Annotated in this window: 28 protein-coding genes; 8 read left to right on the plus strand and 20 right to left on the minus strand. The window is 62.8% G+C overall.

From position 1 onward, the window contains the following. Positions 1-3: 3 nt before the first annotated feature. The 6 genes from rpsH to U858_RS0106330 form a co-directional block, all read right to left on the minus strand. Positions 4-399: a 30S ribosomal protein S8 gene (rpsH, locus tag U858_RS0106305; protein ID WP_006392029.1), complete on the minus strand. Its 396-nt coding sequence runs from the start codon at positions 397-399 to the stop codon at positions 4-6. A 10-nt stretch (positions 400-409) separates the two neighbouring features. Beyond that, complete coding sequence (rpsN, locus tag U858_RS0106310) at positions 410-715, minus strand: 30S ribosomal protein S14 (RefSeq protein WP_006227037.1); 306 nt, start codon at positions 713-715, stop codon at positions 410-412. 12 nt (positions 716-727) lie between these two features. Continuing rightward, positions 728-1,267 carry a 50S ribosomal protein L5 gene (rplE, locus tag U858_RS0106315; protein WP_025136330.1) on the minus strand — a complete coding sequence of 180 codons (540 nt, stop codon included), beginning with the start codon at positions 1,265-1,267 and terminating at the stop codon, positions 728-730. A 12-nt stretch (positions 1,268-1,279) separates the two neighbouring features. Then, positions 1,280-1,600: a 50S ribosomal protein L24 gene (gene rplX / locus U858_RS0106320; RefSeq protein ID WP_006389623.1), complete on the minus strand. Its 321-nt coding sequence runs from the start codon at positions 1,598-1,600 to the stop codon at positions 1,280-1,282. Positions 1,601-1,611: 11 nt separating this feature from the next. Then, complete coding sequence (gene rplN, locus U858_RS0106325; RefSeq protein WP_006216531.1) at positions 1,612-1,980, minus strand: 50S ribosomal protein L14; 369 nt, start codon at positions 1,978-1,980, stop codon at positions 1,612-1,614. 379 nt (positions 1,981-2,359) lie between these two features. After that, a complete protein-coding gene (locus U858_RS0106330; protein ID WP_025136331.1) occupies positions 2,360-3,124 on the minus strand; it encodes an aspartyl/asparaginyl beta-hydroxylase domain-containing protein in 765 nt (254 codons plus the stop codon). A 186-nt stretch (positions 3,125-3,310) separates the two neighbouring features. Here U858_RS0106330 and U858_RS0106335 point away from each other — a divergent pair, with 186 nt between their 5' ends. After that, a complete protein-coding gene (locus U858_RS0106335; protein WP_025136332.1) occupies positions 3,311-4,738 on the plus strand; it encodes an NAD-dependent succinate-semialdehyde dehydrogenase in 1,428 nt (475 codons plus the stop codon). Between the two features lie 204 nt (positions 4,739-4,942). Further along, complete coding sequence (locus U858_RS0106340; protein WP_025136333.1) at positions 4,943-7,108, plus strand: metallophosphoesterase; 2,166 nt, start codon at positions 4,943-4,945, stop codon at positions 7,106-7,108. An 80-nt stretch (positions 7,109-7,188) separates the two neighbouring features. Here the strand turns inward: U858_RS0106340 and U858_RS0106345 are convergent, their stop codons facing one another. Next, positions 7,189-8,148 (minus strand): helix-turn-helix domain-containing protein, encoded by a 960-nt coding sequence (locus U858_RS0106345; RefSeq protein WP_025136334.1) that lies wholly within the window; start codon positions 8,146-8,148, stop codon positions 7,189-7,191. 167 nt (positions 8,149-8,315) lie between these two features. Here U858_RS0106345 and U858_RS0106350 point away from each other — a divergent pair, with 167 nt between their 5' ends. Genes U858_RS0106350 through U858_RS0106375 form a run of 6 tightly spaced genes read left to right on the plus strand, consistent with a single transcriptional unit; the run spans position 8,316 to position 14,033 of the window. After that, the gene (locus U858_RS0106350) at positions 8,316-9,212 is read left to right on the plus strand and encodes an alpha/beta fold hydrolase (protein ID WP_025136335.1); all 897 of its coding nucleotides are present in this window, start codon (positions 8,316-8,318) and stop codon (positions 9,210-9,212) included. Between the two features lie 15 nt (positions 9,213-9,227). After that, the gene (locus tag U858_RS0106355) at positions 9,228-10,400 is read left to right on the plus strand and encodes a substrate-binding domain-containing protein (RefSeq protein ID WP_025136336.1); all 1,173 of its coding nucleotides are present in this window, start codon (positions 9,228-9,230) and stop codon (positions 10,398-10,400) included. Positions 10,401-10,412: 12 nt separating this feature from the next. After that, the gene (locus tag U858_RS0106360; RefSeq protein WP_025136337.1) at positions 10,413-11,198 is read left to right on the plus strand and encodes an ABC transporter ATP-binding protein; all 786 of its coding nucleotides are present in this window, start codon (positions 10,413-10,415) and stop codon (positions 11,196-11,198) included. After that, positions 11,195-11,947: an ABC transporter ATP-binding protein gene (locus U858_RS0106365; RefSeq protein WP_025136338.1), complete on the plus strand. Its 753-nt coding sequence runs from the start codon at positions 11,195-11,197 to the stop codon at positions 11,945-11,947. The genes U858_RS0106360 and U858_RS0106365 overlap by 4 nt, the downstream gene beginning before the upstream one ends. Beyond that, positions 11,944-12,954, plus strand: a complete 1,011-nt coding sequence (locus tag U858_RS0106370; RefSeq protein WP_025136339.1) for a branched-chain amino acid ABC transporter permease — start codon at positions 11,944-11,946, stop codon at positions 12,952-12,954. The genes U858_RS0106365 and U858_RS0106370 overlap by 4 nt, the downstream gene beginning before the upstream one ends. An 11-nt stretch (positions 12,955-12,965) precedes the next feature. Further along, positions 12,966-14,033 carry a branched-chain amino acid ABC transporter permease gene (locus U858_RS0106375; protein ID WP_025136340.1) on the plus strand — a complete coding sequence of 356 codons (1,068 nt, stop codon included), beginning with the start codon at positions 12,966-12,968 and terminating at the stop codon, positions 14,031-14,033. A 99-nt stretch (positions 14,034-14,132) separates the two neighbouring features. Here U858_RS0106375 and U858_RS0106380 read toward each other — a convergent pair whose 3' ends face one another. The 13 genes from U858_RS0106380 to tuf form a co-directional block, all read right to left on the minus strand. Next, positions 14,133-14,597 carry a hypothetical protein gene (locus tag U858_RS0106380; protein WP_051593533.1) on the minus strand — a complete coding sequence of 155 codons (465 nt, stop codon included), beginning with the start codon at positions 14,595-14,597 and terminating at the stop codon, positions 14,133-14,135. 111 nt (positions 14,598-14,708) lie between these two features. Further along, positions 14,709-14,990: a 30S ribosomal protein S17 gene (rpsQ, locus tag U858_RS0106385; protein ID WP_006216549.1), complete on the minus strand. Its 282-nt coding sequence runs from the start codon at positions 14,988-14,990 to the stop codon at positions 14,709-14,711. Between the two features lie 2 nt (positions 14,991-14,992). Further along, positions 14,993-15,184 (minus strand): 50S ribosomal protein L29, encoded by a 192-nt coding sequence (rpmC, locus tag U858_RS0106390; RefSeq protein WP_003806912.1) that lies wholly within the window; start codon positions 15,182-15,184, stop codon positions 14,993-14,995. Positions 15,185-15,195: 11 nt separating this feature from the next. After that, positions 15,196-15,612 (minus strand): 50S ribosomal protein L16, encoded by a 417-nt coding sequence (gene rplP, locus U858_RS0106395; RefSeq protein ID WP_006216552.1) that lies wholly within the window; start codon positions 15,610-15,612, stop codon positions 15,196-15,198. Positions 15,613-15,614: 2 nt separating this feature from the next. Next, positions 15,615-16,406: a 30S ribosomal protein S3 gene (rpsC, locus tag U858_RS0106400; RefSeq protein ID WP_025136343.1), complete on the minus strand. Its 792-nt coding sequence runs from the start codon at positions 16,404-16,406 to the stop codon at positions 15,615-15,617. A 9-nt stretch (positions 16,407-16,415) separates the two neighbouring features. Beyond that, the gene (gene rplV, locus U858_RS0106405; RefSeq protein WP_006227021.1) at positions 16,416-16,745 is read right to left on the minus strand and encodes a 50S ribosomal protein L22; all 330 of its coding nucleotides are present in this window, start codon (positions 16,743-16,745) and stop codon (positions 16,416-16,418) included. A gap of 3 nt (positions 16,746-16,748) precedes the next feature. Beyond that, positions 16,749-17,024: a 30S ribosomal protein S19 gene (gene rpsS, locus U858_RS0106410; protein WP_006216555.1), complete on the minus strand. Its 276-nt coding sequence runs from the start codon at positions 17,022-17,024 to the stop codon at positions 16,749-16,751. Between the two features lie 12 nt (positions 17,025-17,036). Further along, positions 17,037-17,864, minus strand: a complete 828-nt coding sequence (gene rplB / locus U858_RS0106415; RefSeq protein WP_025136344.1) for a 50S ribosomal protein L2 — start codon at positions 17,862-17,864, stop codon at positions 17,037-17,039. Beyond that, on the minus strand, positions 17,865-18,161 hold the full coding sequence (gene rplW, locus U858_RS0106420) for a 50S ribosomal protein L23 (RefSeq protein WP_006216557.1): 297 nt from the start codon (positions 18,159-18,161) through the stop codon (positions 17,865-17,867). Further along, positions 18,158-18,778 (minus strand): 50S ribosomal protein L4, encoded by a 621-nt coding sequence (rplD, locus tag U858_RS0106425; RefSeq protein ID WP_025136345.1) that lies wholly within the window; start codon positions 18,776-18,778, stop codon positions 18,158-18,160. Before rplD ends, rplW begins: the two co-directional genes overlap by 4 nt. Positions 18,779-18,782: 4 nt before the next feature. Further along, a complete protein-coding gene (gene rplC, locus U858_RS0106430) occupies positions 18,783-19,472 on the minus strand; it encodes a 50S ribosomal protein L3 (protein WP_039882538.1) in 690 nt (229 codons plus the stop codon). A 361-nt stretch (positions 19,473-19,833) separates the two neighbouring features. Then, positions 19,834-20,145 (minus strand): 30S ribosomal protein S10, encoded by a 312-nt coding sequence (gene rpsJ / locus U858_RS0106435; protein ID WP_003806903.1) that lies wholly within the window; start codon positions 20,143-20,145, stop codon positions 19,834-19,836. A gap of 73 nt (positions 20,146-20,218) precedes the next feature. Continuing rightward, positions 20,219-21,409: an elongation factor Tu gene (tuf, locus tag U858_RS0106440; RefSeq protein WP_025136347.1), complete on the minus strand. Its 1,191-nt coding sequence runs from the start codon at positions 21,407-21,409 to the stop codon at positions 20,219-20,221. Position 21,410 lies beyond the last annotated feature (1 nt).

The raw sequence follows: 21,410 nt of genomic DNA on the forward strand, positions 1-21,410 counted from the left end.
TCCTTAGGCCACGTAGCACAGCACTTCGCCGCCGACGCCGTTGGCGCGAGCCTTACGGTCGGTCATCACGCCGCGCGAGGTCGAAACGATAGCCACGCCCAGGCCGTTCATGACCTGAGGAATGCTGGTACGGCCCTTGTAGATACGCAGACCAGGGCGCGAAACGCGTTCGATGCGCTCGATAACCGGACGGCCAGCGTAGTACTTCAGGGTGATCTCGAGCTCAGGCTTGGCCTGGGTGCCCTTGATTTCAAAGCTGTCGATGTAGCCTTCGTCTTTCAGCACAGCGGCAATAGCCGCCTTCAGCTTCGAGGAGGGCATGTTCACCGTAACTTTGTCCACTTGCTGCGCATTGCGAATGCGGGTCAGCATATCGGCGATGGGATCGCTCATGCTCATATTGTTTCTCCTACCAGCTGGCCTTGGTGATGCCGGGGATTTCGCCCTTCATCGCCATTTCACGCAGTTTGTGGCGCGTCAGGCCGAACTTGCGGAACACACCGCGCGGACGACCGGTGACCACGCAACGGTTACGTTGACGCGTCGGGTTGGCATTGCGCGGCAGCTGTTGCAGCTTGAGCCGAGCTTGGTAACGTTCTTCGTCGGTCTTCGACTGGTCGTCGATGATCGACTTCAACTCAGCGCGCTTGGCAGCGAACTTGTCAGCCAGCTTGGCGCGCTTGATGTCGCGATTGATGAGGGAAAGTTTAGCCACGTCATCAGCCCCTTAGTTACGGAACGGGAAGCTGAAGGCCGTCAACAGCGCCTTGGCTTCTTCGTCGGTCTTCGCGGAGGTGGTGATGCTGATGTTCAGCCCACGCAGCGCGTCGATCTTGTCGTACTCGATTTCGGGGAAAATGATTTGCTCTTTCACCCCGATGTTGTAGTTGCCACGGCCGTCGAACGCACGACCCGAGATACCGCGGAAGTCGCGCACGCGAGGCAGCGCAACCGCCACCAGGCGATCCAGGAATTCGTACATGCGTTGACCACGCAGCGTGACCATGCAACCAATCGGGTAGTTTTCGCGGATCTTGAAACCGGCGATAGCCTTCTTGGTCTTGGTGATGACCGGCTTTTGGCCAGCGATCTTGGTCAGGTCACCCACAGCGTGTTCGATGACCTTCTTGTCGGCGACGGCTTCCGAGACACCCATGTTCAGGGTGATCTTGGTGATGCGCGGCACTTCCATGACGCTCTTGTAGCCGAACTTGGCCTGCAGGTCGCCAGCGACCTTGCTCTTGTAGAAATCTTGCAAACGAGACATGTCTTTCGCCCCTTACGCCTTGGCGCCGACAACGGCACCATTGGAACGGAACACGCGAACCTTGCGGCCTTCGACTTCTTGCACGCCGACGCGGTCGCCACGACCGGTAGCGGGGTTGAAGAGCGCCACATTCGAGATGTGGATCGGCATGGTCTTTTCGACGATGCCACCCGGGTTGTTGGCCATCGGGTTTGCTTTCACGTGCTTCTTGACGACGTTGACGCCTTCGACCAGGACGTGGTCGGCATCAACGCGGGCCAGCACGGTACCGCGACGCTTCTTGTCGCGGCCGGTCAGGACGATGACTTCGTCGCCTTTACGAATGTTGTTCATCGTAGGGCTCCTTACAGCACTTCCGGGGCCAGCGACACGATCTTCATGAACTTCTCGGTACGCAGTTCACGCGTAACGGGTCCGAAGATGCGGGTGCCGATGGGCTCCAGCTTGGCGTTGAGCAACACGGCGGCATTGCCACCGAAACGAATCAGCGAACCGTCTTTACGGCGCACGCCCTTGGCGGTACGAACCACCACGGCATTGTAAATTTCGCCTTTCTTGACGCGTCCGCGCGGAGCCGCATCTTTGACGCTCACCTTGATGATGTCGCCGATACCGGCATAACGGCGCTTGGAGCCACCGAGCACCTTAATGCACATGACATGACGCGCACCAGTGTTATCGGCCACGTCCAGCGTGGTCTGCATTTGGATCATGATTTTTCCTGTTCCAACTTAACTGGAAATACGGTTTTCCCCAAAAAAGGGAACACTGCAATTCCTGCCAGTTTTGGTCCCGTCAGGTCAGCCGCCCTGCTTTATTGTTGGCTGGCGCTTTGAGCTTTCGCTTCAAAGACCATCAACTGGTGGCAACGCAACGACCCTGGGTTGAAATCCTGCGGGTATTCCCCCAACACGTTGGCCCGGGCTAGTCCTGGCCAATCGACAATCTGGGAAAGCTGACCATTCTAGCGTGGTTAGATTTTGAGCGCAAGCCCTTTGTTGAGATAGTGAGCAAATACACGACAGCGCCTGTGGAAAACTCGACACAGACGGCCCCTTCCGAACGCCCGCCCAGGCCGCGCCACGAGGGAATTCAATCTGCCCCCGTTTTATCCCGGTAGTAGTTGCGCTCCCAGGCGTCGTGGTTGGCCTTGCCGCGGCGAATTTCGTCGGTGAACGGTGCGGCCATCAGCACCAGCCGGTTGAGCCAACGTATCGGCGCCCGACAGGGCCGTTCGAAATCGACGAACAGGACGGCTCGCGTGCCGGCAGTGTCGTTGTGCACCTGGTGGGGGTACAGGTCGTCGAACACCACGGCCTCGCCCTCTTTCCAGCAATAGCGCTCGCCGCCAACCTCGATCCAGCATCGATCGGCCGGCTCGGGCACCACCAGCCCCAGATGCAGGCGCAACACGCCGTTGTAGGGGCCGGTGTGCAAAGGAATACGCTTGCCTGGTTCCAGAATGGAATAGAACGCCGTGCGCAGGCCCGGGATGCCCTGCAACGCCCGGGCGGTCGCGGGGCACCGCGCCAGGTTGCGATCCGAACGCAGCCCGTAGCCCATGAAGACAAAGGTCTTCCACTGGTCATCGGACGTGATCATGCCGACATCGGGGGACAGTTCATGGAAGGACGGCAACTGCTGGCGCTCGGCCAACAGAGCCACCAGCTCGGCGCGAATGGCGGGCGCCTGGCCCTCGAGGGCGGCCACCCAGGGAAACTGGCTGTTCTTGAAGATGGGATGGTCTCCCACCAGGGACGCCAGCGCGATCCGGTGGCGCAACCAATCTATGAAACGGAAGAAAACACGGGAATAGACACTGGGCTGGCTCGGCGGACGCGTATCGACGGGTTGCACAATAGGTATCTATATAGACAGCCAAAGATGCACCATTTTGTCGACGGCGCCCGCCGCACGCAAGTGCTGCCCATTGGCTCCTAGGCGGCCGCCGGAATTGGACCTCCCCGCGGCCCGCAAGCTGGTTTAGACTGGCATGGGCGACCGCGATCGCTACCCACTCCTATTTCGCAAGGAAAGACAGGCATGTATGAACAGTTGGCGCTGTATATCGACGGCGAATTCGTTGCCGGCGAGGGCAGGCGCACCCAGGACGTCATCAACCCGGCCACGCTGGAAGTGCTCGGCCAGCTGCCCCACGCCACCGAAGCGGATCTGGATCGCGCGCTAGCCGCCGCCCAGCGCGCGTTCGAATCCTGGAAGAAGTCTTCTCCCATGGATCGTTCCGCCATCCTGCGCAAGGTCGCCACGCTGTCGCGCGAACGCGCCAAGGAAATCGGCCGCAACATGACGCTGGACCAGGGCAAGCCCCTGGCGGAAGCCGTCGGCGAAGTCACTTCCTGCGCCGAGCACGCCGACTGGCATGCCGAGGAATGCCGCCGCATCTACGGCCGGGTGATTCAGCCGCGCAACCCCGACGTGCGCCAGATCGTCGTGCGCGAACCCATCGGCGTCTGCGCCGCGTTCACGCCCTGGAACTTCCCGTACAACCAGGCCATCCGCAAGATCGCCGCCGCGCTCGGCGCCGGTTGCACGGTAGTGCTGAAGGGTCCGGAAGACTCGCCCAGCGCCGTCATGGCCATCGCCCGCATGTTCCACGACGCCGGCCTGCCCAAGGGCTGCCTGAACATCGTCTGGGGCGAGCCCGCCAAGATTTCCGACTACCTGATCCGCTCGCCTATCGTGCGCAAGGTCTCGTTCACCGGTTCCGTGCCGGTGGGCAAGCAGCTGGCCGCGCTGGCCGGTGCCCACATGAAGCGCGTCACGATGGAACTGGGCGGCCATTCGCCCGTGCTGGTGTTCGACGACGCCGACATCGACCGCGCCGCCACCATGCTGGCCAAGTTCAAGGTCCGCAACGCTGGCCAGGTCTGCGTGTCGCCCACCCGCTTCTACGTGCAGAACGGCGCCTACGAACAGTTCCTGGCGCGCTTCACCGACGTGCTCAAGAACATCAAGGTCGGCGACGGCCTGGAAGCCGGCACCGACATGGGCCCGCTGGCCCACGAACGCCGCGTGCCCGCCATGAGCGCCTTCATCGACGACGCCAAGAAGCACGGCGGCAAGGTGGTGGTCGGTGGCGGCCCGCTGGACCGCAAGGGCTTCTTCTTCGCCCCCACGGTCGTGACCGACCTGCCCGACAACTCCATGCTGATGACCGAAGAACCCTTCGGCCCGGTCGCGCCGGTGGTTCGCTTCACCGACACCGATGAAGTGCTGGCGCGCGCCAACAGCCTGCCGTTCGGCCTGTCGTCCTACGTGTTCACCAACTCGCTGCAGACCGCCACCAAGGTCTCCAACGGCCTGGAAGCCGGCATGGTCAACATCAACCATTTCGGCAGCGCCCTGGCCGAGACGCCCTTCGGCGGCATCAAGGACAGCGGCATCGGCAGCGAAGGCGGCCTCGAAACGTTCGATGGCTACCTGGTCACGAAGTTCATCACGCACATCTGACCCAAGCGCCCTCTCGTAAAAAGCCCCGCAAGGGGCTTTTTTTTCGCCTGTCGATCAAGGTGATGTGGACAGTTTTGGCGCCATTCTTTCATCACGCTGTCATCCTGAACCCCCAGGATTGCGCCTCGCTCGCGGGCGCGACTTCCCAGGAACGGGGAAACAGTCGCCTGAAGAAAACTTGTTCCAGAAAGAGAGAGAAGCACAATGAATCGATATCAACGTCTCGCCCGATCCGCGGGCGCGATGGCGCTCATGGCCTTGCTGGCCGCCTGCGGCGGCGACAAGGATGACGACGACAACGGCAGCAAGCCGCCCGTTGCCGAGACGCCCGCCACCCCGCAGCAACCTGCCCCCGTGCAGGTCGCCTTCATGCCGGACATCCACTTCCATGACATCTATGCGGATTTCAAGGATGGTTCGTTTCCGGGCATTCCCAATCCCAAGCGTGGCGACAACGCCACCATCCGCACGATGTATGCCCAGCTGACGTCGACGCGGCTGTTCAACGAAAACTACTTTGCGTTCCTGGCGGCGCTGGATGATGCGGCAACGCGCGGTGTGAAGTACATCGCCCTGCCCGGCGACTTCTCGGACGACGGCCAGCCGGTGCACATGCGCGGCCTGGTCAAGGTGATGGACGAGTACGCCGCCAAGTACGGCATCCAGTTCTTCGCCGCCCCCGGCAACCACGATCCGGTGCGCCCCTTCAACCAGGCCAACGGCAAGAGCGACTACCTGGGCCTGGACCCGGTCACCGGCGCCATCGGCTTCTCGCAGCCCATCTACAGCCGCGGCGGCAACGCCGCCTGCAGCACGCCCTATGCCGGCGACTGGGCCCGCGTGGGCGACACTTATTGCACCGAGGAAGTGCTGCACATGGGCTATGCGGGCATCACCGACGCCCTGGCCCAGCACGGCTTCATGCCCAAGCCGCAGTATGTGTATTACGAAACCCCGTACAGCACCTACAAGTACGAGGACTACAACTACAACACCGCGCTGTCGCAGGCCGGATGGATCAATCGCCAGTACGAAATCTGCGCCCAGGGCACGGGCGGCCCCAACAAGCCGTCGAACTACACCCTGTGCAAGATGGTGCCGGACACGTCCTACGTGGTCGAACCCGTCAAGGGCGTGTGGCTGGTTGGCCTGGATGCCAACGTCTACGTGCCGACGGGGACCGGCCCGAATGATTTCACCGGTTCGGGCGACCAGGGCTACAACAAGATGCTCACGCACAAGTCCCATGTGATCAAGTGGCTGGCCGATGTGGTGGCCCGCGGCAAGGCGCAGGGCAAGCAGGTGATCGCGTTCAGCCATTTCCCGATGACGGAATTCTTCAATGGCGCCTCGGACGACATCGAAGCGCTGCTGGGTGCCAACAAGATGCAGATGGTGCGCCGCCCGGCGGAGAACACCACCCGCGCGCTGGCCGAGACCGGTTTGAAGATCCACGTGGGCGGCCACATGCATTTCAATGACATGGCGGTGCGCACGTATGGCGGCGACAAGGCGCTGTTCAACATCCAGGCGCCGTCCATGGCCGCCTACGTGCCGGCCTACAAGATCATGACGATGCAAAGCGCCAGCGAGATCGAGGTCAAGACGATCCGCCTGGACAAGGTGCCGCGCTTCGATGAGCTGTTCGACCTGTACCGCGCCGAGAACGCGTATGACGTGCCGCCGCGCTGGAACGTGTCCATCCTGGACGCCAAGGACTACGGCGACTTCAACTATCGCTACATGAGCGAACTGGTGCGCCTGCGCCTGCTCAACGACGATTGGCGCTGCGAAATGCGCGAGCTGGTCAAGAGCCCCCTGACCGGCGCCGACATGCTCGTGCTGTCGCAATTGCGCACCACGGTGACGCTGGCCGAACTGAAGAACACCGGTGACCACAATAAGCTGACGCCCGAGTTCTTCAACTGCCTGTACACCGCCGGCGGCCCCAATGCCAGCAACCCCGCGTATGCCGCGGACCTGGCCGATGCCCAGAACCGCGCACAGGCCCTGGCCCAAGCGCATGGCATGCAATTGGCGGACTTCGCCAAGTGGCAGGCGCTGGACCTGGCGGGCGACTTCGTGCGCCTGGCCAACGCTGGCGATCTGGCCTATGCCGACATCCCGGCCCAGCGCGCCAGCCAGTACAAGCTGCTGGCCCAGGCACTGAGCCAGACCAATGCCGGCCTGCAGCTCAACGGCGACCGCGTCAGCGATGCAAACACCCTGGCCGACATGTACAAGGCCCGCTTCAAGCCGCTGATGGCGATCATGTTGAAGCTCGCCGACGGCCTGCCGTCGGAGCACATCCTCGTTGACCTCAAGAGCAACACGGTGGTCAATCTGTCGACCCAGCCCTCGCCCTTCTAAACGCGGATTCCGGCCTGGCGCTGGATACGAAAAGGCCCGCTTGCGCGGGCCTTTTTTTGCACTGCCGTACCGTCCCCGGTCTAGCCGCGTGCACGCCACTCGCGCGGCGACATGCCGAAGCGCTGCTTGAAAAGCCGGCTGAAATGCGAGGGATGCGCGAAGCCGGCCTGGTAGGCCAATTCAGCGATGCCGCGGTGACGCTGCGCCGGATTCAACAGCAATTCACGACAGCGCTCCAGGCGCTGGTCGAAGACGAAACTTTCCACGGACAGGTCGCCCGCCTGGAAGATGCGGTGCAGATAGGCCACCGACACGCCACAGCCCTGTGCCACCCGCTGGGGGGTCAGCGCCGGGTCGGCGAGATGCTGGCGGATATAGGCCATGGCCCGTTGCCGGTGCGCCATGGTGACGCTGCTGTCCGATGCCGACGCATGGCCCTGCCCCGGCTGCACCACGAACAGCACGATCAGGTCGATCAGCCGTTCGCCCAGTTCGGCCACTTCGGCCGCCGTCCAGCCATCCAGGCCCTTGAACAGATGGTCCATATAGCTGGCCAGCATCGCCCCCCGTGGCGAGCCGTCATCGACGCGCAGCTTGTAGAACGAGCCGATGCGAGAATCGCGCTGCGACAGCGCGCTGCGCGGAAACGACACGCTCAGGCTGCGGTAGCCGTCAGCGCCCAGGGCGGTGGCCTGATAAGGCAGGCTCTGGTTCATCAGGTAGACGCAACCCGGCTCGACCTGGAATTCACGGCCCTGCTGCACCACCGCCAACGGCCCGGTCAAAGGCAGACCGAAGGTATAGAACTCCTGGTCCAGCCGCGACACATTGCCGGCGGTGCGTTCGATCTTCTGTCCCTGATAGTGCAGATCGTTGAACTGCAAAGCGGCCCGCCGTACGTAGCGTACGTGGCCGGCGAAACGTCCGCCCTGCCCTTGGTGCACCTCGAACGGCCCGAAGGCGTCGGACAGGGCCGCGCGCCATTGCTCATGGCGTTCAGCGCCGGCAATGGCCGAAATGGCATATTCCGTATCGGGCATGGCGCGGTCTCCTGGTGTGCGCGGGTCGGGCTGGGCGCTTGTGATCCTGCGTCTACATATTCTTGACTCACCCTGCCGCGGGCGGTCTGGCGCATTGTGGCCGCGCCCGGCGCAAGTCTATATTCAGCCCGATAAGCATACAACCTGGACAACCCGGGAGGAGACTCATGGCTAACGCGCCCGCACAGGCCGCCTGCCACGCACCGGCTTCGCGCTATCTGCGCTGCGAGGGCCGCGAGCTGCATTACACCGAGTGGGGCGCCCCCGATGCCCCGGCGCTCATCATGTGGCACGGCCTGGCCAGGACCGGCCGGGATTTCGACGAATTGGCGCAGGCGCTGGCGGGCGACTATCGCATCATCTGTCCCGACACGATCGGCCGCGGCTTGTCTCAATGGAGTCCGGACCCGGTCGCGGAATACCAGCTCGAGTTCTACGCCCGGCTGGCGCGCACCCTGCTCGACAGCCTGTCGCTGACACGCGTCCGGTGGGTCGGCACGTCGATGGGTGGCGCCACGGGCATGCTAGCGGCCGCCACCACGCTCAAAGGGCGCATCTCGCACCTGGTGGTCAACGATATCGGCCCGACGCTGCCGCAACCGGCCATCGCACGCATCCTGGCCTATGCCGGCAACCCGCCTGCCTTCGATACCGTCACGGAACTCGAGACCTGGCTGCGCGCCGCCTACAAGCCTTATGGCTGGCAGAGCGACGAGCAATGGCGCCGCATGGCCGAAACATCGGTACGCCGGCTGCCCGACGGGCGCGTCACGGCGCACTACGACCCGGCGATTGTCGGCCAGTTCAGCCATCACCCCGCCGACTACGAGCGCTGGACGGAATACGACAGCCTGGATATGCCGCTGCTGTTGCTGCGTGGCGCCGATTCCGACCTGTTATTGCCCGAGGTCGCCCACGCCATGACGCAACGCGGGCCACGCGCAGAACGCATCGACTTCCCCGATTGCGGCCACGCCCCTGCCCTGAACGTCACGCCGCAGATCGACGCGATCCGCCGCTTTCTCGCCATGTCGGCCGCCATCGACGCCGCCGGCAATCAGTAGAACAAGGAGACTCCCATGAAACGCTTATTGCTCGCTACGTTGGTCGGCCTGTGCCTGAGTTCGGCCGCCGCGGCCAAGGATTTCGTCGTGGCGCACGTCTACGACAAGACGGGCCCGCTGGAAGCCTACGCCAAGCAGACCCACAACGGCCTGATGCTGGGCCTGGAATACGCCACCCAGGGCAGCATGACGGTGGCCGGCCGCAAGATCCGCGTCATTGAAAAGGACAACCAGGGCAAGCCGGACGTCGCGCGCGCCCAACTCGCGTCCGCGTATGCCGACGACAACGCCGACATCGCCGTGGGACCCACATCGTCCAGCGTGGCACTGGCCATGTTGCCCATCGCCGAAGAATACGAAAAGATCCTGCTGGTCGAGCCCGCCGTCGCCGATTCGATCACGGGCGACAAGTGGAACAAGTACATCTTCCGCACCGGCCGCAATTCGTCGCAGGACGCCATCGCCAACGCGGTCGCCTTCGATCAGGCGGGCACGTCCATCGCCATGCTGGCGCAGGACTACGCGTTCGGCCGCGACGGCGTCAAGGCCTTCAAGGGCGCGCTCAAGCAGGCCAAGATCGTGCACGAGGAATACCTGCCGGCCAATGCCACCGACTTCACGGCGGGTGCCCAGCGCCTGTTCGATGCGCTGAAAGACAAGCCCGGCCGCAAGATCATCTTCATCCTGTGGGCCGGCGCCGGCAATCCGTTCAAGATCGCCGACCTGGACCCCAAGCGCTTCGGCATTGAAATCGCCACAGGCGGCAACACCCTGGCCGCGATGACGCCGCTCAAGCCGCTGGCCGGCATGGAAGGCGCCACCTATTACTACTACGGCATTCCGAAGAATCCGGTCAACGACTGGCTGGTGGCCGAACACCAGAAGCGCTACGGCCAGCCGCCGGACTTCTTCACGGCGGGCGGCATGTCGGCCGGCATTGCCCTGGTAGCCGCGCTGAACAAGACGGCCGGCAATTCGGACACCGACACGCTCATCAAGGCGATGGAAGGCATGAGCTTCGACACGCCCAAGGGCAAGATGACCTTCCGTCCGGAAGACCACCAGGCCATGCAGTCGATGTATCACTTCCGCATCAAGAATGATCCCTCCGTGCCTTGGGCGGTGCAGGACCTGGTCAAAGAGATCACGCCCGACCAGATGGCCGTGCCGATCCAGAACAAACGCTGAGCCTCGCCTTCCATGCTGGAAACCCAATCGCTCACGATCCGCTTTGGCGGCCACGTGGCCGTCAATGCCGTGAGCTGCCGCTTCACGCCCGGCAGCCTGACGGCCATCGTCGGCCCCAACGGCGCGGGCAAGACCACCTACTTCAACCTGATCTCCGGTCAGCTACGCGCCAGTGCGGGTTCGGTGCACCTGAACGGCCGTGACCTGACCGGGCTGTCGGCGCCAGCTCGCATGCATGCAGGCCTGGGCCGCGCCTTCCAGCTCACGCAACTGTTTCCGCGCCTGTCCGTGCACGAGAACGTGCGGCTGGCGCTGCAGTCGCGCCAACAAGGCCTGGGCTGGCGGCAGATCCGCTTCTGGCGTACCTGGGACGACGACCGCAATCTGCTGACGCGCGCCGATGCGTTGCTGGAACGCACCCGGCTGACCGCTCGCCGCGACCAGCTTGCCGCCGACCTGCCCCATGGCGATCAGCGCAAGCTCGAGATCGCCATGCTGATCGCACTGGAACCCCAAGTATTCATGTTCGACGAACCCACCGCAGGTATGAGCGTGGACGACGTGCCCGTGGTGCTGGACCTGATACGCGAAATCAAGCAGGACCCCACCAAGACCATTCTGCTGGTCGAGCACAAGATGGATGTGGTGCGCGAGCTGGCAGACCGCATCGTGGTGCTGCACAACGGCCAGTTGATGGCTGACGGCGAACCCACCGAGGTGATTGCTTCGCCCATCGTGCAACAGGCCTATCTGGGTGTCAGCCCGTCGGCCGCCACTTCCGTGAGGACGCCCCAGTGACCCAGGCCCCGCTGCTGGAACTGAACGACGTGCACACGCATATCGGCGCGTATCACATCCTGCATGGCGTGGACCTGGCCGTACCGCCCGCGGCCGTCACCATGCTGTTGGGTCGCAACGGCGCCGGCAAGACCACGACGCTGCGCACGATCATGGGCCTGTGGAAGGCCACGCAAGGCCGCATCGCCTTCGACGGCACACCGGCCGGCGGCCCTGGCGTACGCACCTCGCCGCCCGACATGGCGCGGCTGGGTATCGCCTACGTGCCCGAGAACATGGGCATCTTCGCCGACCTGTCGGTCAAGGAAAACATCCTGCTCGCGGCCCGCCAGGCGCGTAGCGCCAACCAGCTCGACACCGTGCGGCTGGAATGGATCTTCGGCTTCTTCCCGGCGCTCAGGAAATTCTGGCTGCACCCCGCCGGCAAGCTTTCGGGCGGCCAGAAGCAGATGCTGGCCGTTGCCCGCGCCATCATCGAGCCGCGCCGCCTGCTGCTGGTGGACGAACCCAGCAAGGGCCTGGCGCCCGCCATCATCCAGAACATGATCGACGCCTTCATCGAACTCAAGCAAGCCTCGACCACCATCTTGCTGGTGGAGCAGAACTTCAATTTCGCGCGCCAGGTGGGAGATCACGTGGCGGTCATGGACAATGGCCGCGTCGTGCACGCCGGCAGCATGACGCAGCTGGCGCAAGACGAGGCGCTGCAGACCCGCCTGCTGGGCCTGTCCCTGGGAGCCCACCAATGACCGCCGCCGATATCGACGCGCCGCTGCCGCGCACACGTGCCGACCTGCGCCCCGTGCTGCTGGTGCTTGCGCTGGCCGCCATCGCCCTGCCGCTCGTCGGCTCGTTCTCGACCTGGGTAACGTTGACCTTCGCCGGCCTGGCCATGGGCATGATCATATTCATCGTCGCCTCGGGCATGACGCTGGTGTTCGGCCTGATGGACGTGCTGAACTTCGGCCATGGCCTGTTCATCGCGATCGGCGCCTACATGGCCGCCACCGTGCTGGGTTCGATGGCCGACTGGACCCAATCCGGCAGCCTGTGGTTGAACCTGGCCGCGGTGCTGCCAGCATTGATCGTGGGCATGCTGGTGGCCGGCGCCGTAGGCGTCGCGTTCGAACGCGTGATTGTGCGGCCTGTCTATGGCCAGCATCTCAAGCAGATCCTCATCACGATGGGCGGCATGATCATCGGCGAAGAGATCATCAAGATGCTGTGGGGGCCGCAGACGCTGTCGCTGCCGTTGCCTGACGCGTTGCGCGGCGCGGTACTGGTCGGCGATGCCGCCATCGAGAAATTCCGCATCGTCGCGCTGGTGGTCGGCCTGGCCGTGCTGGGCGGCATGCTGTGGCTGCTCAATCGCACCAAGCTGGGATTGCTGATCCGCGCCGGCGTCGAAGACCGCGAGATGGTCGAAAGCCTGGGCTACCGCATCCGCCACCTGTTCGTCGGCGTGTTTGTCGCCGGGTCGATGCTGGCGGGCCTGGGCGGCGTGCTGTGGGGGCTGTACCAGCAATCCATCGTGCCGCAGTTGGGCGCGCAGGTGAACGTGCTGATCTTCATCGTCATCATGATCGGCGGCCTGGGGTCCACGGTCGGCTGCCTGATCGGCGCACTGCTGGTGGGCCTGATGGCCAACTACACCGGCTTTCTGATGCCCAAGGCTGCGCTGTTTTCGAATATCGCCCTGATGGTCGCCATTTTGCTGTGGCGCCCGCAAGGCGTGTATCCGGTCACGAATCGCTAGGAACCGCCGCCATGTCCTTCCGTCTGCTCTCCGGCGATCCGCCGCGCAGCACCTTGCTCGCGGTCATGCTGATCGCCATCGTCGTGGCCCTGGCCACCGCGCCCTTCCTGTTCCCGGGCCCCAAGGCATTGGCCGTGGCCGCCAAGATCCTGGTGTTCGTGATCCTGGTCGCCAGCTATGACTTGCTGCTGGGTTACACCGGCATCGTCAGCTTCGCCCACACCATGTTCTTCGGCATCGGCGCCTATGGCGTGGCCATCGCCAGCGTGCGTCTGGACGCCAGCTGGTTGTCCATCCTGGCCGGCGTGGGTGCGGGGCTCGTGGTATCGCTGGTGTTCGCGCTGATCATCGGCCTGGCCAGCCTGCGGGTGCGGGCCATCTTCTACGCCATGATCACGCTGGCCGTCGCCGCCGCGTTTCAGACCTTGGTGTCGCAACTGTCAGACCTGACTGGCGGCGAAGACGGTCTGAACTTCAAGGTGCCGCAGATGCTGCGTCCGGCCTACCGTCCCCTGTCGGAACCGCTGTTCGGTGTCACGATCGACGGCCGTATCCTCACCTACTACCTGATCGCCGCCGTGTGCGTGGTGCTGTTCCTGATGCTGCTGCGCATCGTCAACTCCCCATTCGGCCGCGTGCTGCAGGCGATTCGAGAAAACCCCTTCCGTGCCGAAGCGATCGGCTACCGCACCGTGCTGTACCGCAGCCTGTCCAACCTGCTGGCTGCGGCCTTCGCGACCCTGGCGGGCGCCCTGTACGCGCTCTGGCTACGCTACAACGGCCCGGACACGTCGCTGTCGTTCGAGATCATGCTGAACATCCTGCTGATGGTAGTGATCGGCGGCATGGGCACGATGTACGGTGCGATCATCGGCGCGAGCCTGTTCGTGTTCGCCCAAAGCTACCTGCAGGATGGACTGCACGTGATCCACGATGCTGTCGCAGGCGTCGCAACGCTGGCGCTGCTGTTCGAACCAGACCGCTGGCTGCTGTGGCTGGGCATTCTGTTCGTGCTGTCGGTGTATTACTTTCCCACGGGCGTTGCGGGGCGGCTGCGGGAACTGGCCCGGCGTCCGTAGCGAACGCACAGGCCCGCCTGGCTGCGCGACGAAGGCGGCCTGAATATGCGCAAGCGTGTTCAGGCGACCTGCCCGTGACTACTTTACGCGGCTGCGCACTCAGCGTACGCCTTGCGCGGAGGTATCCACGCCACGCCGCAGTTCATTGACGCGCTTTTGCATCTGATCGATGCTGCGCTGCGCCTCGCCACCCAGCTTCGAGCCAGCGGGGGTCGGCGCCAAAGGCGCCATATTCCTGGGTGCATCCGTCGGCTTGCTCAACGGGATGGTGGCCGCAGCCGGTGGATTGGTTGCCGCCGGCTTCTGGGTCAACAGCCGCTCCAGCATCCGCAATTGATCCTGCTGCGTCTGCACCGCACGCTCCTGATCCAGCACGGCCTGCTCGTCTTCGTCCTGGGTGCCGAAGATGGCGGCGTGATCCCGTGACAGGCCATCGAGCTGGACGCGAGGATCTGGCCCCGCATTCAGCACGTTCTTGCCGACGGTGGCCGGGTCGGCGGCATCCGCTATCGGCGCCAACGCCAATCCGCCCACGATCAACAGCACCCGCCCAGCTCTCTTCATCAAACCGCGCATGATGCCCTTGGATATCCGTGAACGAAAAAAAACGGCAAGGGGATGAGCCCTTGCCGTTTTATATCAGAACGGCGAACCGTTCCGATGAACTGCTTTCACTTAGATGATACGTGCGGCTTCAACCAGACGCACCACACGCCACGACTTCGAGCGCGAGATGGGACGGCCTTCAGCGATTTCAACCGTATCGCCTTCGTTGTACTGGTTCGATTCATCGTGCGCCTTGTACTTCGCGGAACGCATGATGATCTTGCCGAAGATGGGGTGCTTGACGCGGCGCTCAACCAGAACGACGACAGTCTTGTCCATCTTGTTGCTGACGACCTTGCCGACCAGCGTACGCTGGCGCTTGGCCACTTGGGTGTTTTGAGTTTCGCTCATCTTTATTTCCCTGCCTTCTCGGTCAGCAAGGTACGCACGCGCGCGATGTCGCGGCGCACGTTACGCAGCTGGCTGGTGTTGGCAAGCTGCTGCGTGGCCTTCTGCATACGCAGACCGAATTGCGCCTTCAGCAGGCTTTCGAGCTCTTTGCCGAGCTCGGCGGCGTCTTTCGAACGGAGTTCGCTAGCTTTCATGTTAGTACTCCTTAAGCACCGATATGACGCGCGACGAACGTGGTCGAAATCGGCAGCTTGGCAGCGGCCAGGCGGAAAGCTTCACGCGCGATCTCTTCGCTGACCCCTTCCATTTCGTAGAGCACCTTGCCGGGCTGAATTTCAGCAACCCAGTACTCCGGGTTGCCCTTACCGTTACCCATACGGACTTCGGCAGGCTTCTGCGAGATGGGCTTATCCGGGAAAATGCGAATCCAGATACGGCCGCCACGCTTGATGTGACGATTAATAGCACGACGAGCGGCTTCGATCTGGCGAGCGGTCAGACGGCCACGGCCGGTGGCCTTCAGACCGAATTCGCCGAACGACACGTGGGTACCACGGGTCGCCAGACCGGTGTTGCGGCCCTTCTGCTCTTTGCGATACTTTCTGCGAGAGGGTTGCAGCATGGTTATTCTCCTTCAGGCGCCGGAGCAGCGTCCGCCTTGCGGGGACCACGGCCACGACCACCCGGACGACCGGTGCGAGCACCGTCCGGACGATCACCACGCGGAGCGCGGCGCGGACGACGTTCTTCTTCACGCGGGGCTGCGGTTTCCGGCGGCAATTCGCCGTTGGCCAGCATGTCGCCCTTGTAGACCCAGACCTTGATGCCGATCACGCCGTACGTGGTGTGGGCTTCGGAGGTACCGTAGTCGATGTTGGCCTTGAGGGTGTGCAGCGGCACACGGCCTTCGCGATACCACTCGGTGCGGGCGATTTCGATACCGTTCAGACGGCCCGAGCTCATGATCTTGATGCCTTGGGCACCCAGACGCATCGCGTTCTGCATGGCGCGCTTCATGGCGCGGCGGAACATGATGCGCTTCTCGAGCTGTTGCGAGATCGAGTCGGCGATCAGTTGAGCATCGGTTTCCGGCTTGCGGATTTCTTCGATGTTGACGTGCACGGGCACGCCCATCAAACGCTGCAGATCAGCCTTCAGGCTTTCGATGTCTTCGCCGCGCTTGCCGATCACCACGCCCGGACGAGCCGAGTAGACGGTGATACGGGCATTCTTGGCCGGACGCTCGATGATCACGCGACCAACGGAGGCGCTCTTGAGCTTCTTCTTCAGGTACTCGCGAACGCGAATGTCTTCGGCCAGCATGGCGCCGAAGGCCTTGTCGTCGGCGAACCAACGCGAGGACCAATTACGGGTGACCGCGAGACGGAACCCAGTGGGGTGAATTTTCTGACCCATCGTGACTCCTTAAGCTCCGACCTTGACCGTGATGTGGCAGGTCTGCTTCTCGATACGGTTGCCGCGGCCCTTGGCGCGAGCGGAGAAGCGCTTCATCGACTGAGCCTTGTCCACGAAGATCGTGGTGACTTTCAGTTCGTCGATATCGGCGCCGTCGTTGTGCTCGGCGTTGGCGATGGCGGACTCGACAGCCTTCTTCAGGATGACGGCAGCCTTCTTCGGCGAGAAGGTGAGGATCTCGAGCGCACGGCCGACCTTCTGACCGCGGATCAGATCCGCAACCAGACGCGTCTTTTGAGCGGAGATGTGAACCCCACGGATAATGGCAGTAGTTTCCATCGCTTACCTCTTCGCCTTCTTGTCCGCGGCGTGACCCTTGAACGTACGGGTCAGCGCGAACTCGCCCAGCTTGTGACCGACCATGTTCTCGTTGATGTAAACGGGAACATGCTGCTTGCCGTTGTGCACAGCGATCGTCAGACCGATGAACTCGGGCAGGATCGTCGAGCGACGCGACCAGGTCTTGATCGGCTTCTTGTCTTTGCCCGCGACGGCCGTGTCCACCTTTTTGATCAGGTGAGCATCGACAAACGGGCCTTTCTTGATCGAACGTGACATAGTGTTCGCCTCTTACTTGCGCTTGCGCCGTTGGACGATCATATTGTTCGTCCGCTTGTTGCGACGGGTCTTGAAACCCTTCGCCGGAGTGCCCCACGGGCTGACCGGTTCGCGTGCTTCACCGGTACGGCCTTCGCCGCCACCGTGCGGGTGATCGACCGGGTTCATGGCCACGCCACGAACCGTCGGGCGGACACCGCGCCAACGCATTGCACCGGCCTTGCCGATTTGGCGCAGGCTGTGTTCTTCGTTACCGACTTCACCAATGGTGGCGCGGCATTCGATGTGCACACGGCGGACTTCACCCGAGCGCAGACGCACCTGAGCGTAGATGCCTTCGCGAGCCAGCAGGACGGCGGAAGCGCCGGCCGAACGGACCATCTGGGCACCCTTGCCGGGCAGCATTTCCACGCAGTGAATCGTCGTACCCACCGGGATATTGCGGATCGGCAGCGTGTTACCGGCGCGGATCGGGGCTTCAACACCCGACAGCAGCGTGGCACCCACTTCCAGACCGCGCGGAGCGATGATGTAACGACGCTCGCCGTCGGCGTAGCACAGCAGAGCGATGTGCGCCGTACGGTTGGGGTCGTATTCCAGACGCTCAACCTTTGCGGGGATGCCATCCTTGTCGCGACGGAAGTCGACGACACGGTAGTGTTGCTTGTGACCGCCGCCACGATGGCGGATCGTGATGTGACCGTTGTTGTTACGGCCAGAACCACGGGTCTTCTTTTCCAGCAGCGGCGCGTAGGGCTCACCCTTGTGCAGGTTGGGACTGACAACCTTCACCATGCCACGGCGGCCGGCCGAAGTCGGCTTAACTTTTACGAGGGCCATTTACTTCACCTCCGCAAAGTCGATTTCCTGGCCGTCCTTGAGCGAAACGTAAGCCTTGCGCTCATTACGGCGACGGCCAACGAATCGGCCAAAGCGCTTGACTTTGCCCTTACGGTTGAGGACCTGCACGGACTCGACCTGCACCTTGAAGAGCAGTTCGACGGCAGCCTTGATTTCCGGCTTGGTAGCGTCAGCCACGACACGGAAAGCGACTTGCTGATTCTTCTCAGCGACGAACGTGGCCTTTTCGGTCACGATCGGAGCCAGAATGACTTGCATCAAGCGTTCAGCGTTCATCCCAGCATCTCCTCGAGTTGAGCGATGGCCGGCTTGGTGATCAGCACTTTCTTGTAGTGGACCAGCGACAACGGATCGGCATAACGGGGCTCGACAACGGCAACGTGCGGCAGGTTGCGGGTGGCGAGGTAAACATTCTCATCAACGCTGTCGGTGATGATCAGGACCGAGTCCAGGCCCAGGCTCTTCAGCTTTGCAGCGGCAGCCTTGGTCTTGGGCGATTCCAGATCGAACGATTCGACGACGGCGATGCGGTCTTCGCGAGCCAGTTGCGACAGGATCGAGCGGATCCCGGCGCGGTACATCTTCTTGTTGACCTTCTGGCTGAAGTTCTCTTCCGGCGAGTTCGGGAAAATCCGACCACCGCCACGCCACAGCGGCGACGAAGTCATACCGGCGCGAGCGCGGCCGGTACCCTTCTGGCGCCAGGGCTTCTTGGTCGAGTGCTTGACTTCCGAGCGATCCTTCTGAGCGCGGTTGCCGGCACGGGCATTGGCTTGGAAAGCCACCACGATCTGGTGAATCAGCGCTTCGTTGAAGTCACGGCCGAAGATCGTGTCGGGCGCGCTGAACGTTGCAGCGGCCTGACCTTGGTCGTTCAGGAGCTTGAGATCCATTTACTTACGCTCCCTTCTTGGCCGGGGCCTTGATAGCCGGGCGCACGACGATGTCGGCGCCAGCGTGGCCGGGGACAGCGCCCTTGACCAGCAGCAGGCCGCGCTCAACGTCAACGCGAACGACGTCGAGGTTTTGAACGGTGCGGGTGACGTCACCCAGGTGACCGGCCATGCGCTTACCCGGGAAAATACGGCCCGGATCTTGTGCTTGACCGATCGAGCCCGGAACGCGGTGCGAACGGGAGTTACCGTGCGAAGCGCGTTGCGAACCGAAGTGGTGACGCTTGATGGTACCGGCGAAGCCTTTACCAATGGTGGTGCCCGTGACGTCGACCTGTTGGCCGGCTTCGAACACCGATTCCACGGCGATCACGGAACCGGCCGCAAATTCAGCGGCGCGAGCGGGATCCAGGCGGAATTCTTTGAGGATGCTGCCGGCTTCAGTGCCAGCTTTGGCGTAGTGGCCCGTTTGCGGCTGAGCCACACGCGAGGCACGACGAGTGCCATAAGCCACTTGGATCGCGGCGTAGCCGTCGGTTTCCAGCGACTTAACTTGGGTCACGCGGTTGTTCGACACGTCCAGCACGGTTACCGGGATGGATTCACCTTCCTCGGTAAAAATGCGGGTCATGCCGACCTTGCGACCCACCAGCCCCAGCCGGTGAGCGGCGGGCGTGGGTGTCGAATTCGACATCGTATTCTCCATTCCCGACTGCGATTGGTCGGGGCTAATCAGGCAAAAGGTAACGGCCTTTGCCCTACGACTATGTTCAACCTGGCTGAACCGTTGCACCCCGGGTCTTTTCAGAAGGCACCCGCAGGCGCCTTGAAAACACTGAGGTAACGCAGGCCTTCGCCATAGTTAGACTCGCCACAAAATGGCAAGCTTCGCATATTAGCATGATTTTTTCAGGCAGCACAAGCACTTAGCGTGAAATGCGCCCTGTCCCGCCCCCGGCGCACCAGGCTGTGGCAGAAAAACAAATGGCCGCAGTCCCGGAGGATTGCGGCCATTCTTGCGAGTCCACTGGCGAAGGTAGCGGACCCGATACGCCTTACTGCAGCGCGATTTCGACGTCGACGCCGGCCGGCAGGTCCAGACGCATCAGGGCGTCAACGGTCTTGTCGGTGGGATCAACGATGTCCATCAGGCGCTGATGGGTACGGATTTCGAACTGGTCACGCGACGTCTTGTTGACGTGCGGCGAACGCAGCACGTCGTAACGGCGGATACGCGTGGGCAGCGGCACCGGGCCGCGGACAACGGCGCCCGTGCGCTTGGCGGTGTCGACGATTTCAGCGGCCGATTGATCGATCAGCTTGTAATCGAAGGCTTTCAAGCGGATACGGATCTTTTGGTTTTTCATGGCGTTTCCTAAAGAACGAGACGCGAGAGCGGCGAGCGCTCTCGCTGGTTGTGTGCTGCTTAAGAGATCCGAATTACTTCAGGATCTTGGCGACGACGCCGGCGCCGACGGTACGACCGCCTTCACGGATGGCGAAACGCAGACCTTCTTCCATGGCGATCGGGGCCAGCAGCTTGACGGTCATCGTCACGTTGTCGCCCGGCAGAACCATTTCCTTGTCGGCCGGCAGGTCGATCGTGCCCGTCACGTCCGTCGTGCGGAAGTAGAACTGGGGACGATAGCCGTTGAAGAACGGGGTGTGGCGGCCGCCTTCTTCCTTGGACAGGATGTACACCTCGGACGTGAAGTCCGTGTGCGGGGTGATCGAGCCCGGCTTGGCCAGAACTTGGCCGCGCTGGACGTCTTCACGCTTGGTGCCGCGCAGCAGGATGCCCACGTTGTCGCCGGCTTGACCTTGGTCCAGCAGCTTGCGGAACATTTCCACGCCGGTGCAGGTCGTCTTGACCGTCGGAACGATACCGACGATTTCGATTTCTTCGCCGACCTTCACGATGCCACGTTCGATACGGCCGGTCACCACGGTGCCACGACCCGAGATCGAGAACACGTCTTCCACCGGCATCAGGAACGCGCCGTCAACGGCACGCTCAGGCGTCGGGATGTAGGTGTCCAGCGCTTGCGCCAGCGACAGAATCGCTTGCTCGCCCAGTTCGCCCTTGTCGCCTTCCAGCGCCAGCTTGGCCGAACCCTTGACGATCGGGGTGTCGTCACCCGGGAAGTCGTACTTGGACAGCAGTTCGCGAACTTCCATTTCCACCAGCTCGAGCAGCTCGGCGTCGTCAACCATGTCAGCCTTGTTCAGGAAGACGATGATGTACGGCACGCCAACCTGACGGCTCAGCAGGATGTGTTCACGCGTTTGCGGCATCGGACCGTCAGCGGCCGACACGACCAGGATCGCGCCGTCCATCTGGGCGGCGCCCGTGATCATGTTCTTGACGTAGTCGGCGTGGCCCGGGCAGTCAACGTGCGCGTAGTGACGCGCTTCCGTTTCGTACTCGACGTGTGCCGTGTTGATCGTGATACCGCGTGCCTTTTCTTCAGGAGCTGCATCGATCTGGTCGTAGCCCTTGGCTTCGCCGCCAAACTTGCTCGACAGAACGGTCGTGATCGCCGCCGTCAACGTCGTTTTGCCGTGGTCAACGTGACCAATCGTACCCACGTTCACGTGCGGCTTGGTACGTTCAAACTTGCCTTTTGCCATG

The sequence above is a fragment of the Achromobacter sp. DH1f genome, from assembly GCF_000633435.1.
Lineage (GTDB): Bacteria > Pseudomonadota > Gammaproteobacteria > Burkholderiales > Burkholderiaceae_B > Achromobacter > Achromobacter deleyi.

What these genes read in the sequence shown, in the direction of transcription:
- rplC (WP_039882538.1), bottom strand. Translation starts at nt 19,472, where the DNA reads ATGTCGAATTCGACACCCACGCCCGCCGCTCACCGGCTGGGGCTGGTG.
- U858_RS0106340 (WP_025136333.1), top strand. Translation starts at nt 4,943, where the DNA reads ATGAATCGATATCAACGTCTCGCCCGATCCGCGGGCGCGATGGCGCTC.
- rpsS (WP_006216555.1), bottom strand. Translation starts at nt 17,024, where the DNA reads ATGTCACGTTCGATCAAGAAAGGCCCGTTTGTCGATGCTCACCTGATC.
- U858_RS0106360 (WP_025136337.1), top strand. Translation starts at nt 10,413, where the DNA reads ATGCTGGAAACCCAATCGCTCACGATCCGCTTTGGCGGCCACGTGGCC.
- rpsH (WP_006392029.1), bottom strand. Translation starts at nt 399, where the DNA reads ATGAGCATGAGCGATCCCATCGCCGATATGCTGACCCGCATTCGCAAT.
- rpsQ (WP_006216549.1), bottom strand. Translation starts at nt 14,990, where the DNA reads ATGAGCGAAACTCAAAACACCCAAGTGGCCAAGCGCCAGCGTACGCTG.
- rplN (WP_006216531.1), bottom strand. Translation starts at nt 1,980, where the DNA reads ATGATCCAAATGCAGACCACGCTGGACGTGGCCGATAACACTGGTGCG.
- rplB (WP_025136344.1), bottom strand. Translation starts at nt 17,864, where the DNA reads ATGGCCCTCGTAAAAGTTAAGCCGACTTCGGCCGGCCGCCGTGGCATG.
- rplV (WP_006227021.1), bottom strand. Translation starts at nt 16,745, where the DNA reads ATGGAAACTACTGCCATTATCCGTGGGGTTCACATCTCCGCTCAAAAG.
- U858_RS0106370 (WP_025136339.1), top strand. Translation starts at nt 11,944, where the DNA reads ATGACCGCCGCCGATATCGACGCGCCGCTGCCGCGCACACGTGCCGAC.
- rplP (WP_006216552.1), bottom strand. Translation starts at nt 15,612, where the DNA reads ATGCTGCAACCCTCTCGCAGAAAGTATCGCAAAGAGCAGAAGGGCCGC.
- rplW (WP_006216557.1), bottom strand. Translation starts at nt 18,161, where the DNA reads ATGAACGCTGAACGCTTGATGCAAGTCATTCTGGCTCCGATCGTGACC.
- rpsJ (WP_003806903.1), bottom strand. Translation starts at nt 20,145, where the DNA reads ATGAAAAACCAAAAGATCCGTATCCGCTTGAAAGCCTTCGATTACAAG.
- rpmC (WP_003806912.1), bottom strand. Translation starts at nt 15,184, where the DNA reads ATGAAAGCTAGCGAACTCCGTTCGAAAGACGCCGCCGAGCTCGGCAAA.
- rplX (WP_006389623.1), bottom strand. Translation starts at nt 1,600, where the DNA reads ATGAACAACATTCGTAAAGGCGACGAAGTCATCGTCCTGACCGGCCGC.
- rplD (WP_025136345.1), bottom strand. Translation starts at nt 18,778, where the DNA reads ATGGATCTCAAGCTCCTGAACGACCAAGGTCAGGCCGCTGCAACGTTC.
- U858_RS0106350 (WP_025136335.1), top strand. Translation starts at nt 8,316, where the DNA reads ATGGCTAACGCGCCCGCACAGGCCGCCTGCCACGCACCGGCTTCGCGC.
- U858_RS0106375 (WP_025136340.1), top strand. Translation starts at nt 12,966, where the DNA reads ATGTCCTTCCGTCTGCTCTCCGGCGATCCGCCGCGCAGCACCTTGCTC.
- rplE (WP_025136330.1), bottom strand. Translation starts at nt 1,267, where the DNA reads ATGTCTCGTTTGCAAGATTTCTACAAGAGCAAGGTCGCTGGCGACCTG.
- rpsC (WP_025136343.1), bottom strand. Translation starts at nt 16,406, where the DNA reads ATGGGTCAGAAAATTCACCCCACTGGGTTCCGTCTCGCGGTCACCCGT.
- U858_RS0106335 (WP_025136332.1), top strand. Translation starts at nt 3,311, where the DNA reads ATGTATGAACAGTTGGCGCTGTATATCGACGGCGAATTCGTTGCCGGC.
- tuf (WP_025136347.1), bottom strand. Translation starts at nt 21,409, where the DNA reads ATGGCAAAAGGCAAGTTTGAACGTACCAAGCCGCACGTGAACGTGGGT.
- U858_RS0106380 (WP_051593533.1), bottom strand. Translation starts at nt 14,597, where the DNA reads ATGAAGAGAGCTGGGCGGGTGCTGTTGATCGTGGGCGGATTGGCGTTG.
- U858_RS0106345 (WP_025136334.1), bottom strand. Translation starts at nt 8,148, where the DNA reads ATGCCCGATACGGAATATGCCATTTCGGCCATTGCCGGCGCTGAACGC.
- U858_RS0106355 (WP_025136336.1), top strand. Translation starts at nt 9,228, where the DNA reads ATGAAACGCTTATTGCTCGCTACGTTGGTCGGCCTGTGCCTGAGTTCG.